14 protein-coding genes and 1 tRNA gene are annotated in these 13518 nt (G+C 69.9%); 10 read left to right on the forward strand and 5 right to left on the reverse strand.

Annotation, left to right across the window (positions count from 1 at the left end; translation table 11 throughout):
* The first annotated feature begins 23 nt into the window (after positions 1–23).
* The 9 genes from ACFFGE_RS10040 to ACFFGE_RS10080 all read left to right on the forward strand — a co-directional run bounded on the left by ACFFGE_RS10040 (position 24) and on the right by ACFFGE_RS10080 (position 7547).
* Entirely contained in the window at positions 24–1841 is a 1818-nt protein-coding gene (locus ACFFGE_RS10040; protein ID WP_376836231.1) for a tetratricopeptide repeat protein, read from the forward strand.
* 65 nt (positions 1842–1906) lie between these two features.
* Entirely contained in the window at positions 1907–2341 is a 435-nt protein-coding gene (locus tag ACFFGE_RS10045) for a hypothetical protein (RefSeq protein WP_376836232.1), read from the forward strand.
* Complete coding sequence (locus tag ACFFGE_RS10050) at positions 2338–2601, forward strand: hypothetical protein (protein WP_376836233.1); 264 nt, start codon at positions 2338–2340, stop codon at positions 2599–2601. The genes ACFFGE_RS10045 and ACFFGE_RS10050 overlap by 4 nt, the downstream gene beginning before the upstream one ends.
* Before the next feature lie 71 nt (positions 2602–2672).
* Entirely contained in the window at positions 2673–3545 is an 873-nt protein-coding gene (locus tag ACFFGE_RS10055) for an AAA family ATPase (RefSeq protein WP_376836234.1), read from the forward strand.
* Between the two features lie 45 nt (positions 3546–3590).
* Positions 3591–4430 (forward strand): methyltransferase type 11, encoded by an 840-nt coding sequence (locus ACFFGE_RS10060; protein ID WP_376836237.1) that lies wholly within the window; start codon positions 3591–3593, stop codon positions 4428–4430.
* Positions 4431–4550: 120 nt separating this feature from the next.
* On the forward strand, positions 4551–5144 hold the full coding sequence (locus ACFFGE_RS10065; protein WP_376836722.1) for an HD domain-containing protein: 594 nt from the start codon (positions 4551–4553) through the stop codon (positions 5142–5144).
* Between the two features lie 2 nt (positions 5145–5146).
* Positions 5147–6097, forward strand: coding sequence for an NUDIX hydrolase (locus tag ACFFGE_RS10070; RefSeq protein WP_376836238.1), 951 nt, complete (start codon positions 5147–5149; stop codon positions 6095–6097).
* Positions 6098–6170: 73 nt separating this feature from the next.
* Positions 6171–6260 (forward strand) — tRNA-Ser (locus ACFFGE_RS10075).
* A gap of 216 nt (positions 6261–6476) precedes the next feature.
* On the forward strand, positions 6477–7547 hold the full coding sequence (locus ACFFGE_RS10080) for an SDR family NAD(P)-dependent oxidoreductase (protein WP_376836240.1): 1071 nt from the start codon (positions 6477–6479) through the stop codon (positions 7545–7547).
* A gap of 93 nt (positions 7548–7640) precedes the next feature.
* Here the strand turns inward: ACFFGE_RS10080 and ACFFGE_RS10085 are convergent, their stop codons facing one another.
* From ACFFGE_RS10085 to ACFFGE_RS10105, 5 genes are all read right to left on the reverse strand, one after another.
* A complete protein-coding gene (locus ACFFGE_RS10085; protein ID WP_376836241.1) occupies positions 7641–8582 on the reverse strand; it encodes an AraC family transcriptional regulator in 942 nt (313 codons plus the stop codon).
* Between the two features lie 98 nt (positions 8583–8680).
* Complete coding sequence (locus tag ACFFGE_RS10090) at positions 8681–9991, reverse strand: MFS transporter (protein WP_376836723.1); 1311 nt, start codon at positions 9989–9991, stop codon at positions 8681–8683.
* Complete coding sequence (locus ACFFGE_RS10095) at positions 9988–10932, reverse strand: AraC family transcriptional regulator (RefSeq protein WP_376836242.1); 945 nt, start codon at positions 10930–10932, stop codon at positions 9988–9990. The genes ACFFGE_RS10090 and ACFFGE_RS10095 overlap by 4 nt, the downstream gene beginning before the upstream one ends.
* 103 nt (positions 10933–11035) lie before the next feature.
* Positions 11036–11830, reverse strand: coding sequence for a MipA/OmpV family protein (locus ACFFGE_RS10100; RefSeq protein WP_376836244.1), 795 nt, complete (start codon positions 11828–11830; stop codon positions 11036–11038).
* A gap of 70 nt (positions 11831–11900) precedes the next feature.
* On the reverse strand, positions 11901–12746 hold the full coding sequence (locus ACFFGE_RS10105) for an SDR family oxidoreductase (protein ID WP_376836245.1): 846 nt from the start codon (positions 12744–12746) through the stop codon (positions 11901–11903).
* Between the two features lie 348 nt (positions 12747–13094).
* On the opposite strand from ACFFGE_RS10105, the gene ACFFGE_RS10110 reads away from it, so the two are divergent.
* Entirely contained in the window at positions 13095–13466 is a 372-nt protein-coding gene (locus ACFFGE_RS10110) for an aldo/keto reductase (protein ID WP_376836724.1), read from the forward strand.
* The last annotated feature ends 52 nt before the right edge of the window (positions 13467–13518 follow it).

Genomic DNA, 13518 nt, shown 5'->3' on the forward strand with positions numbered 1-13518 from the left:
GGTCCCGTGATTCTGGAGGCCGCATGACCGCCCTGCCCGTTCAGCCGCAACCGTCGCCGGCGCCTGACGCATCCCAGCTCGTGCTGGGGGTGCAGGCCCGCGCCGAGGGCCTGTTCGGCGACGCGGCCTCGGCCCAGGCGCTGGGACGGCTGTCGCGGGCGCTGGCCGACGGCGGCGGGCGGGCCAAGGCGGACGACCGCAAGCTGCGGGAAAAGCTCAAGGCCGCGCTGGCCCGGGTGCGCCAGGGCGATTTCGCCGGCGGCGCCCGCTCCGCCCTGGAGGCGCTGAAGACCGACGAGCGAAGCTTCCTGGCCTGGCACATCCTGGCGATCTGTCAGGAGAAATCAGGTCAGTTCGGCCCCGCGATCCTCGCCTATGAGGCGGCGCTCAAGCTGGCGCCCCAGGACACGGACATCGCCCATGACCTGGCGCGGCTGGCCGAGCGCATGGGCGAGGCCGAGATCGCGGAGAAGCTGCTCACCCGCTACCTCGCGGCGCACCCGGGCCATGTGGAGGCGACCAACAACCTGGCGTGCGTGTATCGCGATCAGAGGCGTTACGGCGAGGCGGTCGACCTGCTGAAGGCCCTGCTCGGCATCGAACAGACGAGCGCCGTGCTGTGGAACACCCTGGGCACCGTCCTGAGCGACCAGGGCGAGGCGCGCCAGGCGATGGTCTTCTTCGAGGAGGCGCTGCGGCTGGAGCCCAGGTTCGTCAAGGCCCGCTACAATCGGGGCAACGCCCGCCAGATCCTGGGCGACCGCGACGGCGCGCTGGAGGATCTGACCCAGGCCCTGAAGGGCGCCGAGCCGGGCTATGAGCGGGCCATGATGACCATGGCGCGCGGCATGCAGCTGATGGCCGCGGGGCGTCTGGCCGAGGGCTACGCCGACTACGAGGCGCGCCTGGACCCCGCCATGCCGGACGCGCCCAGGTTCGCGACCCCCGTGCCCCGCTGGCGTCCGGACGAGCCGCTCGAGGGACGCCGGCTGCTGGTGACCGGCGAACAGGGTCTGGCCGACGAGATGCTGTTCGGCTCCCTCCTGCCCGATCTGGTCGAGGCGCTGGGGCCGACGGGCCGGCTGTTCGTGGCCGTGGAGAGCCGGCTGGTCCCCATGTTCCAGCGGGCGTTGCCGACGGCGATCGTCGGCGGCCACCGCTCGGTGAAGCATCAGGGACGGCTGCACCGGCTGTTCCCGTTCCTGGACCAGCTGGACGGCGAGGGGCCGGACTGCTGGGCGCCGATGGGGTCGCTGATGACGGCGCTGAGGCCGACGATCGACCGCTTCCCCGCGCGGCCCGGCTATCTGCCCGCCGATCCGGTGCGCGTGGCGCGCTGGCGCGACGAGCTATCGGCGCTCGGGCCCGGACTCAAGGTCGGGCTGCACTGGAAGAGCCTGGTCATGAAGGGCGCGCGGGTCCGCTACTTCTCCAGCTTCGAGCGGTGGCGGCCGGTCCTGACCACGCCCGGCTGCCGCATGATCAACCTGCAATGCGGCGACGTCGCCGACGACCTGGCCGAAGCGCAGGCGGCCGGCGTGGACATCTGGACCCCGCCGATCAACCTGAAGGACGATCTGGAGGACGTCGCCGCCCTGTCGGTCGCGGTCGATCTGGTGGTGGGCCCTGGCGTCGCGGGCACGAACCTCGCGGCGGCGACGGGCGCGCGGACCTGGATGATCCACGCGCCGGACGACTGGCACCGGCTGGGGACCGAGGGGTATCCCTTCTATCCCGGCATGCGCTTCATTCCCCTCGAAGGCTTCGACGGCTGGCCGGTGGCGCTGGCGAAGGTGCGCGAGGATCTGGAGGCCGCCGCCGCCAGGGGCGGCTTCGACTAGATCGCCGAACGCCGGAACGGCCGCGTCCGCGCGGCGTTTCCCCCTGGAACCCGAGGGGAACGCCCATGTCCGACACCAACTATTCCATCGATCCCCAGGACCAGTCCGAGGTCTTCGACGAGGACAACTTCGACCCGAGCGACGCAGGCGCGTCGTCCAACGAGTTCCGCACCTTCGAGGACCTGCCGGACGTCAGGGACGTCACGGCCGAGGCAGGTGACGGCGACGAGGCCGATCTCGACGTCGATGAGGTCCTGTCGGCCGAAGGGGTCGAGCCGGAGGCCGACGAGCGCTGGGGCGAGGACGCGCCGCGCGTCGCCGAGCTGGAAGGCGAAGAGGGCGACCCGAACCGACCCGACGAGATCGAGCTGGTCTACGCCGGCGACCTGACCGACGCGAAAGGCGCCCAGGCCAGCGCCGCCCACTGGGAAGCTCGCCGCCTGGACGACGACGACATCGAGGCCCTGGGCTACGCCGACGATACGGAGGACAAGGCATGACCGACCAAGACCGCTCGCACATCCATCCCGACGCCGCCGGCGCCCAGAACGCCGACGCCGCGCCGGCTCGGTCGCCGGAACCTCGCGACAGCGACCCGAACGCCAGCCCGTTCCGCCCGGCCGAAGATCGCGTCGCGGCGCACGAGAAGCCGGATCAGCTGAAACACGATGCCGCGAGCCGCGAGGAGGCGCTGGTCGACGAGGGGCTCGAGGAGACCTTCCCCGCCAGCGACCCGGCGACCGGCAAGCACATCACCTGATCGCGACGACTGATCGCTGTTAAGTCGGCCTCGGCTGGGCTAGGCGTAACCCCGAGCCAAGGGAGACCGCCATGCCGCAACCGACGTCGCGCTTCGAGGGCACGGACGCCTATATCGCCTCGCCCGACCTGAGGATCGCCGTCAACGCGGCGGTGGCGCTGGAGCGGCCGCTGCTCATCAAGGGCGAGCCCGGCACCGGCAAGACGGTGCTGGCCTATGAGCTCGCCAAGGCGCTGAACGCCCCGCTGATCACCTGGCACGTCAAGTCCACGACCAAGGCCCACAACGGCCTTTACGAGTACGACGCCGTCAGCCGTCTGCGGGACAGTCAGCTGGGCGACGAGCGGGTCCACGACGTGCGCAACTATCTGAAGCCCGGCAAGCTTTGGGAGGCCTTCACCAGCCCGGTGCGGCCCGTTCTGCTGATCGACGAGATCGACAAGGCCGACATCGAGTTCCCCAACGACCTGCTGCAGGAACTCGACCGCATGGAGTTCTATGTCCAGGAGACGGACGAGACGATCCGCGCGGAACGGCGACCGGTCGTCGTGATCACCTCGAACAACGAGAAGGAGCTGCCCGACGCCTTCCTGCGCCGGTGCTTCTTCCACTACATCCGCTTCCCCGACGACGAGACGATGCGGGCGATCATTGAGGTGCACTTCCCCGGCATCAAGACCCGGCTGGTGTCGGAGGCGCTCAAGACCTTCTACGAGATCCGCGAGACGCCGGGCCTGAAGAAGAAGCCGTCGACCTCCGAACTGCTCGACTGGCTGAAGCTGCTGATGGTCGAGGACATCCCTGCGGAGTCCCTGCGTGAGAGCTCGCCGAATCGGCTCATTCCGCCCCTGCACGGCGCGCTCCTGAAGAACGAGCAGGACGTGCACCTGTTCGAGCGGCTGGCCTTCCTGAGTCGCCGCGAGGGCGCGCGCCCCGGCGGTTAACGCGATTTCACTGGCGTTCGTCGCCAAGCGGAGCAGGATAAGGGCATGAGACGCCCCGTCGTCATCGCCGCCGCCTGTGTCGCCGTCCTCGCCCTGGGCGCGTGTGACGACAGGACGGTCAGAATCACCAAGCGCAGCGAGGATTCGCCGAACGCCGGGGTCCTGAAGGTCGTCCAGACCCTGACCTGCCCGGAGACGATCGGCGCCCTGACGCGGAAGTCGGTGTCCAGCGACGAGGGCCAGATCTGCACCTATGCCGGGCCGCGCGGCGCCGAGGTGGCGCTGCACCTCGTGAGCCTCGACGGCGCGTCGCCTGAGGAAACGCTGGAGGCGTTCGAGACCCGCCTGCACCAGCTGATGCCGGAGGCGTCGTCACGGGTCGCGCCGATCGCGCCGGCGGCCGACGCGCCCACGCCGCCGACGCCGCCCGAAAGCCCGGGCGCGCGCGACGACGAGCGGGTCGACATCCGTCTGCCGGGTCTGTCGATCAGCACCGTGGGTGAGAACGCCGAGGTGCGGATGCCGGGCGTCTCCGTCTCCAGCCAGGAAGGCGGCAGCCGGGTCGCCGTGGCCGGCGTGCGCGTGCACAGCGCGGAGGGCGGCGGCCAGTCCGTCACCTTGGGCGGCGGCGACGGTCAGGTGTCGATCCAGTCTCGCGACGACGTCTCCGAGGTGCGGGTCCACGCGGGCGGCCATGCGACGCGCACCACCTACATTCTCAGCGATTCGGAGCCCTCCTCCCTGGGTTGGCGCTCGGTCGGCTACGAGGCTCGGGGCCCCCAGGGCGGCCCCTTGATCATCGCCACGGTCAAATCCAAGGACCGCGAGGGCGACAGCGTCTTCGACGACGCAAAGGACCTCGTGACGCTGAACGTCGGCGAATAGCCGGTTGATCCGTGACGCCGGATGCGTCACCTGACGGGCCCGACAGGTTCAGGTGAAGCGTTGCCCCCCAAGACCGCCGTGTCCGCCAAGGCCAAGGAGCCGCCCCGCGCGTGGCAGCGAATGCTGTCGGGCCGTCGGCTGGACCTGCTCGACCCCTCCCCGTTCGACATCGAGATCGAGGACATCGCCCACGGCCTGGCGCGGGTGGCGCGCTGGAACGGCCAGACCACCGGCGACCATCCCTTCTCCGTCGCCCAGCACAGTGTGATCGTCGAGGAGATCGCCCAGCACCTGAAGCCGGGTCTCGAGCCGAAATGGCGGCTGGCGGCGCTGGTCCATGACGCCTCCGAATACGTGATCGGCGACATGATCTCGCCGTTCAAGGCGGCGCTCGGCTTCAGCTACAAGGCCTTCGAAGCGCGGCTCGAGGCGGCCATTCATCTGCGCTTCGGTCTGCCGCCGGCCACGCCGGCCGCGATCAAGACACTGATCAAAAAAGCCGACCGGGCCTGCGCCTACCTGGAGGCGACCCAGCTGGCCGGGTTCGAGCGCGAGGAGGCGCTGCGCTTCTTCGGGCCGCCGCCCGCGGGCATGACCCTGACGCTCGAGCCCCAGTCCGCCTCCGTCGCCCAGGCGCGGTATCTGGAGCGTTATCGGGTTCTGGCCGAGGCCTGCGGCCTCCTGCCCGGGCCCGACGCCTGGCACACGGAGTGAGCATGACGCGGGACGACGACATCGGCGTCCTGATCGGCCTGTCGGCCGTGGTCTTCGCATTGGACGGCGACCGCCTGTCGGTGCTGACGACCCATGCCAAGGAGGGTGAGCCGGGCCTGCCGTTCGGTCCCTTCGACCCCGGCCGCCACCGCACCTTCGAACTGGCGCTGCGGGCCTTCGTGACCGCCCAGACAGGGCTGCGTCTGGGCTTCGTGGAGCAGCTCTACACCTTCGGCGACGCGGGCCGTGAGACGCCGCGCGCCACGCCGGCCCCCGGTCGTCTGCGCGTCGTCTCCGTCGGCTATCTGGCCCTGACCCGGGACATCGCGGCGCCGCCCAGCGTCGACGCCCGCTGGCGCGAGGTGACCGCCTTCTTCCCCTGGGAGGACCGGCGCGCCGGCCGCGCCCCCATGATCGACGAGGTCATCACGCCGCGCCTGGAAGCCTGGGCCGCTTCGGCGGAGACCGCCAAGCGACGTCGCCGTGTGGAGGCTCTGTTCGCCCTCGACGACGACGCCCGCTGGAACGAGTCGGCGGTGCTGGACCGCTATGAGCTGCTCTATGAGGCCGGGCTCGTGGCCGAGGCCGAGCGGGACGGCGCGGCCGACGGGCCGTCGGCGCGGCTGGGGCAACCCATGGAGTCCGACCACCGCAGGATCCTCGCCACGGGGCTCGGCCGGTTGCGTAGCAAGCTCAAGTACCGCCCCGTGCTGTTCGACCTGGCGCCGGAGACCTTCACCCTGTCGCAACTGCAGACGGCGGCCGAGGCGGTGTCGGGCCTCAAGCTTCACAAGCAGAACTTTCGGCGCGGCGTGGAGCGCACCGGGCTGGTGACGCCGCTCGGGCGCACCGTGGCCGGCACCGGCGGCCGGCCGGCCGAACTCTTCGCCGCCCGCGCCGGCGAGCGGATCGACGGCCACGCGCCGGGCCTGGCGCTTCCGGCGCTCCGGTGAGATGCCCTCTTGCGGCGGCCCCCGTGCTTGACTAAACACCCCGTCTCGCTCGCCGTAAGGCCTCTGAGATCGCGGAGAGGTGGCAGAGTGGTTGAATGTACCGCACTCGAAATGCGGCGTACGTGGAAGCGTACCGGGGGTTCGAATCCCCCCCTCTCCGCCATCGGCCTTGCCCTAACCGGACATTCTCGTCGCGGGTAGATCGCCCGACGACGCGGTGGATCGGGGGCGCCATGGATTCTGCGGTCGCGCCGGAGCCTGGGTCCGCTTGAGGGGTCACGGCCTGGCTGGATCATCGGGCAAGGATAGCCTTGCTTCCGGCATTTTCTCCGCGCGGGCGGCCCCTAGGCTGGATGGTGACGAACGAAAGGTTTGCGCCATGTCCCGACACCCGTTTCATCCGTCCGATCATGAGGCGGACGTTTCACGGCGGCGACTTCTACGATTGGGCGCCGCGGGGGCCGTCGCCGGCCTGGCGGCCGGGTGCGCGGCGCCAGGGGCGGCGCAGTCCGCGGATCGCGAAGCGCAGGCGTGGGCGGCCGCCAACATTCCGGACCAGACGGGCCGGCGTCTGTTGATCACCGGGGGGAACGGCTACCCGCGCGAGGATCGCAGCGGACTGGGATATCAGGCCGCCCTCGCCCTGGTCCGCAAGGGCGCCGACGTCACCATCGCATCGCGCGACGCGAACAAGGGCGCCGAGGCCGTGCGCCTCATCCGCGCCGCCGTCCCCGGAGCCCGGGTCCGTTTCGACACCCTCGACCTGACAAGCCTGGACCAGGTCAAGGCTTACGCGGCGCGCTGGCGGAGTTCGGGCGAGCGCCTGGATGCGCTGATCAACAACGCCGGCGTCATGGGCCGGCGAACGCGGGAGACGACGCTTGGCGGTCATGAACGGGTCTTCGCCACCAACGTCATGGGGCCCTTCGTCCTGACGTCCGAACTGATGCCGCTGTTGCGCCAGGGACGCGCGCCCCGCGTCGTCTGGGTCGCCAGCGGCAGGATCGGCCGGCTCGCGCTGACGGACCTGCAGTTCGAGCGGGACTACGACTACGCTCTGGCGTACGACCGTTCCAAGCTTGGGGTGCTCCTGGTCGCACAGGAGGTGCAGCGCCGGAGCGAGGCGGCGGGATGGGGCGTCGCCAGCATGGCCTGTCACCCCGGCGTGGCTCGGACCTTCCTGGTGCCGGACGGGCCCGGGATGGATAGCGCCGAAGGTTTTCGCCAGCGGGCTCTGCCCATGATGTTCGGGCCCGCCGCGCGCGGCGCCTTGTCCCATCTCTACGCGGGGGCCTCCACCGATGCGCGAGGCGGTGGATACTATGGTCCCGCCGCCCTGATCGCGGGCTCGCCGGAGGAAGTCGAGGTGCCGGCCCTCGCGAGGAATGAGGCCGACGCCGGGCGCCTCTGGGGCGCGCTCGAGGGTCTCTGCGGAACCGCCTTCGCCTGACGACCGAACGACCTGGAGCGAAATCGGTTCAGTTCGAACGAGGGCCTGTGTCACGCCTCAAGCGGAACCGAGCAGCGATTCCGCATAAGCCGATCAGGCTCTGGACGACGCCTCCGAACGACCACTCTCGAGCGTGGCGAAGCGAGCCGGATCCGACCTGGCCCTCTGAGTTTCCCGGCGAGGCGGCGCCCCGAACATGCGCGCGTACTCGCGACTGAACTGGGATGGGCTCTCGTAGCCGACGGCGGAGGCCGCCACGCCGGCGTTGACGCCTTCGGTGACCATCATCCGGCGCGCTTCCAGCAGCCGAATCTGCTTCTGGTACTGCAGCGGCGAAATGGAAGTCAGCGTCTTGAAGTGGTGGTGGAACGAGGACGGGCTCATCCCCGCCAGGCTCGCGAGGTCCGCGATACTCACGGGGGCGTCGAAGGTCTGCCTCAGGTGGGCGATCGCGCGGGCGATCCTTTGCGGCTGGCCTTCCGGCAGGACCATCCGCGCCACATTGCGACCGGCGGGCCCCATCAACAGCCAGTACGCCAGTTCGCGCATGATGGCGGGGTAAAGAATACTGACGGCGTGGGGCTGATCGACCAATTCCAGCAGCCTCAGCAGCGCCCCTTCGAGTTGCGGTTCGACGACGCTGACTGTCAATCCGAGACCCGCGGCGCCCTGAAGGTGGCTCACGGAATCCAGCCTCGTGACGACGTCGAGGACGATCTCCGCATCCAGATCGAGGGTCAGGCCGGTGAAGGGGTGCTCCGACGCGGCCTCGACGACCTGGCTCACCACGGGCATCTCCACCGTGACGATCATGGCCTGCCCCGACCCGTACGCGATCGTCTGATCCGCGACCAGCACCTGCTTGGCGCCTTGGGTGACCACACACAGCTTGGGCCTGTACTGCATGTGGCTGGGCGGCGTCGGCAGGGTGGTCCGCATCAGCGTCAGGCCCGGCACGGCCGTGTCGATGTATCCGTCGGGCCCGATCTCGGCGTCGAGCAGGCGGGTGATGACGTCGTGCAGGACCTGAGTCATGTCGGAGCCTTTGCGAGAGCGTCTCCACGCTAGATGCGGCGGCGCGAGCGAGCAACCCGGCCCGGAGGATCAGGCAAGAAGTCGATCCTATTCGACATTCAGGGACCGAACGCGGCGTCCGCTTCGGCTCGGGCCGCCGCCAGGCGCCGATCCGCCCGGATCAGCGCCCATCCCGTCAGCAGGCTCGTGATCGGCACGAGTAGAAGCGCGAGACCAAGACCGTTCGGCCGGCCCACACCGGCCGCGAGGTCGCTGACGACGCCGACGAGCACCGGTCCGAGCGCGGGGCCGAACAGGCCCGTCGCGATGACGACGAGGCTGGACGCCAGCGCCTCCTTGCCGCGCCCCGCCAGGAGATGGGCGGCGCCGAAGCCCCAGGGCAGCATGTAGGAGAACCCGAACATCGCGGGCGACAGCAGCGCTGCCGCCAACCATCCCTGGGGAACGTTGAGCGCGACGGCGGTCGTCGCCGCGCCGATCAGGAACACCAGGCCAGGATAGCTCAAGAGTCTTCGGCTCCCGGCGCGGACGGTCCGATCGAAGCCCCGCCCGCCCAGGATGGCGCCGGCCACGCCCATGAGGCCCTGCAACAGACCGATGGTCAGGCCCGCCTCGCCGCTGCTGAACCCGTGGGTCCGGATCAGGAATGAGGGCATGAAGGCGTAGAAGGGTGCGGCGGCGAACCCCATCAGGAGGGCGGCGAGCACGAGGCCGCGAAACGCCGAGCCGCGCAGGAGCTTGCCCGCGGACCTCAGAAAGGTCGGATCGGTCGCCCGGCGCGATAGACGCGGCGTCGGCCCCGCCACGACAAAAGTCAGGAGAGCGACGCCCAGGCCCAGACCACCCGCCGCGAAGAAGGTCCAGCGCCAGCCGATCGCCTGGTCGAGAACCCCGCCCAGGACGAACCCCGCCATGGTGCCGAGCGGAATGCCCATGGAGAAGACGCCGAGCGCGAGGCCGCGGCGCTTTATCGGGACCTTGCGCGCGATCAGGGCGTGACCGGCGGGGATCGCGCCGGCTTCTCCGAAGGCCACGCCGAAGCGGGTCAGGGCGAGCGTCAAGAAACCCGTCGCGAGGCCGCCGAGCGCCGTCATGGCGCTCCAGAGACCGATGCAGCCGACCAGCACGCCCCGCGGCGAGCCCCGATCGGCGGCGCGGGCCAGCGGCAGGGACAGAAGCGCGTAGCAGACGGCGAAGGCCAGGCCCGTCACCAGGCCGATCTGGGTGTCGCTGAGGTTCAGGTCGCGGCGGATCGACTCCGCCAGAATGAACGGCAGGATCCGGTCGACCTGGGACAGAGCGTTGACCAGGAACAGACCGAACAGCAGCGCGATCAGCCGACCGCCCGCGAAGGTTCCGCCCTCGACAGCGCGCGCATCGCCGTCGGACGAAAACGGCGACAGGGTCAGACCGCCACGGCGGAGATGCCTGCGGCGTGATCCGCGGAGCCGGCGCCGGCGGTCCGCGGAAGCGACCGTTGCGTCTGACGGCGGGGCGAGGCGCCGAACATCCGCGCGAACTCGCGGCTGAACTGGGAGACGCTCTCGTAGCCGACGGACAGTCCGGCTGCGCCCGCCTTTTCGCCGGCGGTCTGCATCAGACGTCGGGCTTCCAGCAGCCTGAGGTGCTTCTGGTACTGAAGAGGCGACATGGAGGTCAGGGTCTTGAAGTGCTGATGGAAGGTGGAGGCGCTCATGCCCGCGACCCTGGCCAGTTCGGGCACGCTGATCGGCGCGTCGAAGTTCTCACGCATCTTCTGGATGGCCTTGCCGATGCGCGCGGGCTCCCCCTCGGGGATGGCCAGGCGCGCGACGTTGGCCCCCGCCGGACCGGTCAGCAGCCAGTAGGACACTTCGCGCATGATGACCGGATAGAGGATCTCGACGGCGGACGGCTGATCCACCAGATCCAGCAGCCGCTTGATCGCCGCCGAGATGCGGGCGTCCATGTCCTGAACCAGAAGTCCATCGCCGATCCTGCCGCGAACGGGCTCGCCCGCCGCCCCCAGCTGGGTCGCGACCTCCAGGATGATCTCGGGATTGAGCTCGAGAACCGCCCCGACGTAGGGCTTCTTGTCCGGCGTGCGGAACATCTGGCTGAGGATCGGCACCTCGACCGTGACGATCATCGACTGCATGTCGCCGTAGCGGATGGTCCGGTCGCCGACCAGCAGCTCCTTTTGCCCCTGGGCGATCACGCAGAGCGACGGCCGATAGTGCATGTGGCGCGGCGCGACGTCGGCATGGGTGCGGAGCAGCCGCAGCCCCGGGACGGACGTCACATAGACCCCGTTTACGATGCCCTGATTGTCCAGGATCGCACCAATGGCGGAGGTCAGGTCATCGGCCATCTGCGGCCTCCTTGCGGTTCGGCGCCCACGGTAACCCTGGGGACCAGTGCGCGGCAATCGCCCCGGACGATCCGGCAAGACTCTCGGCGGATCGGGCAGCCGGTCAGAAGCGGTAGGCCAGGGCCAGGCCCACGGTCGGCTGCCACCGCGCTCCGTCCTCGACGATCGGACTTTCCGCCGCCTCGTCCAGCAGATAGCTCGCGCCCGCTCGCGCCAGGAGGCCGAGGCTCTGCGTGAACCAGTAGGCCGCGGTCACGCCCACCCCGATGTCGCGAACCCCGGACCCGGGTCGATACTCCGCTAGGCCGCTGGCGGCGGCGCCGATCGCATCGACGCCGAAATAGGTGACGGAATAGTCATCATCGACCCAAGTGGCCCGCAGGTCGAAATCGACCGCCAGACTGCGGCGCCGGACCAAGGCGTAGCTTGCGCCCGCCGTCGCGAGCAGGCCCCCGTGACCGTCCGAGATGTCCTGTACGACGGAAAGCTCGGGGGTCAGCGCGCCCTGCCCGTCGCGTCCGCCCCCGATCCGGTAGGCGATGAAACCTCCCAGCTCGACGGCGGCGTCGATGTCCGCAAGCCGTCCGACCGGTCCATCGACATCGTCGCGGCCCAGGCGGATGTTGACCACGGGGCCGACGGCCAGTCGCGGATCGGACGCCACATCGACCCGGCCGCCGAGGCCGCGCACCTGGACATCCAGGCCGTTCCAGCGGACGTCGCTCGCCACGAACGGGACGATCCTAAGCGTGTCGGCGCCGTCATACTCCGGCGTGGCTCCCGGCCCGACGGCGATGAAGCCTCCGCCCCGGTCCTGAGGACCCGGGCCCTCTTGAGCCAGGGCCGCGGTGGCGAGGACGAGCGGCAGGGCCGCCCAGACTGGAGCGCAAGGACGCATGAGGAGGACTTTCGCTTGAGGAGGCGGGCGACCCGCCGGGCCGCCCGAGATGCCTGGGACGCCTCGGCGCCTACATGAAGCCGGCGTTGGCGAAGACGATCTGACCGTTGATCCATTCCCCGTCGCCGGACACCAGGGCCGCGATGGCGTTGGCGATGTCCTCGGGCTCGCCGATCCGGCCGTAGGGCGTCATCGAGGCGGCCTGAGCCCGCGCCGGCGGCGGAATGTCCAGCAACGAGGTGTTCGTCGGTCCCGGGGCCATGGCGTTGACCGAGATGCGCCGCCCGGCCAGCTCCTTGGACAGACAGCCGGCGAAGATCTCCTGGGCCGCCTTGGTCGCGGCGTAACCACCGTGGGTGGCGCGCTTGGCCTTGATGGAGGTGGACGCCAGGGTGATGATCCGTCCGCCGTCCCGCACCCGGCGCGAGGCCTCGCGCAGGACGTTGAAACTGCCCTTGATGTTGGTCGCGATCATGCGGTCGAAGGCGGCGTCCTCGAACTGGGCGAAGGGCGCCACGCTCATGATGGCGGCGTTGGAGATCACCACGTCGACGCCGCCGAAGGCTTCGTCGTTGGCGTCGAACAGGGCGCGCACGGCGGCGGGGTCGGCGACGTCGGCCTGGCGATAGATGGCCCGGCCGCCCGCCGCCTCGATGTCGCGCACCACCTGTGCGGCCAGGTCGCGGTTGGTCAGATAATTGACCGTGACGGCGAAGCCGTCGCGCGCCAGGCGCTTGGCGGTGGCGGCGCCGATGCCGCGTGACGAGCCGCTGACGATCGCGGCGCGGCCGGCGCCCGGCAGGGCGCGCGGCCCGTCCGCGGACACGGCCGCCTGAGCTTGGGCGACGCCGGCCGCCATCGCCGGAGCGGCGGCGGCGGCCAGGGCGAGAAGGGAGCGGCGAGAGGTCTGGGTCATCACGAGGTCTCCGGTTGCGATGACGTCAGATCAACACGCGACCTCTCTCCGGTCTTGCCGGATAGGAAGCGCTTTTTGCCCGATCCTCCAGGTTGTGAGTGATCTGCGACCTCGGCGGTCTCTCCTCGGACGGCGTCGCCATCCCGCGATCCGGCAAACGCCATCCGCCGAACGCCGCCTCAGGGGTAGGCGCTATACCCCTATAAAGTCCCGTCTTTTGTAGTGGTCGCGACTGTCTCATCTGGGTGGCGTCCAGAAGAGAGACATTCATGACCGACCTGCAGAAGACCTCCGCCAGCGATGCGGATCGCATCGCCCAAGCGGTCATCGACGCCGTGATCGCGGGCTATCGACAGCAGGGAAAACCGCAGCGACCGTCTCGACGGCGACAATCCGTTCGGCGACATGCTGCTCACAGAGCGAAATTGGTCGATCGTCGAGGCCGTGAAGGCGGTCGCCGCAGAGATCGGCGAAACGCCAGCCAAGGTCGCGCTCGCCTGGATCCTGGGTCGCCCCGCCGTGCGCACCACCCTGACCGGCGTGAGCCGTGTCTCCCAACTCAGGGACAACATCGCGGCGATCGATCTGCATCTGACGGCCGACCAACTGGCGACGCTGGTCGCGGCGAGCGCTCCGCCCTTGCCCATGCTCTACGGCCTGTTCAGCGATCAGATGCGCCAGCATGTCGTCTTCGGCGGGGCGCGGGTCAGCGCGGTCTAGCGGTCGCGCCGACCGATCAGGACCGCCAAGGCGGCCACGGCCAGGAGCAGGT

The organism is Brevundimonas balnearis, from assembly GCF_042434805.1.
GTDB lineage: Bacteria > Pseudomonadota > Alphaproteobacteria > Caulobacterales > Caulobacteraceae > Brevundimonas > Brevundimonas balnearis.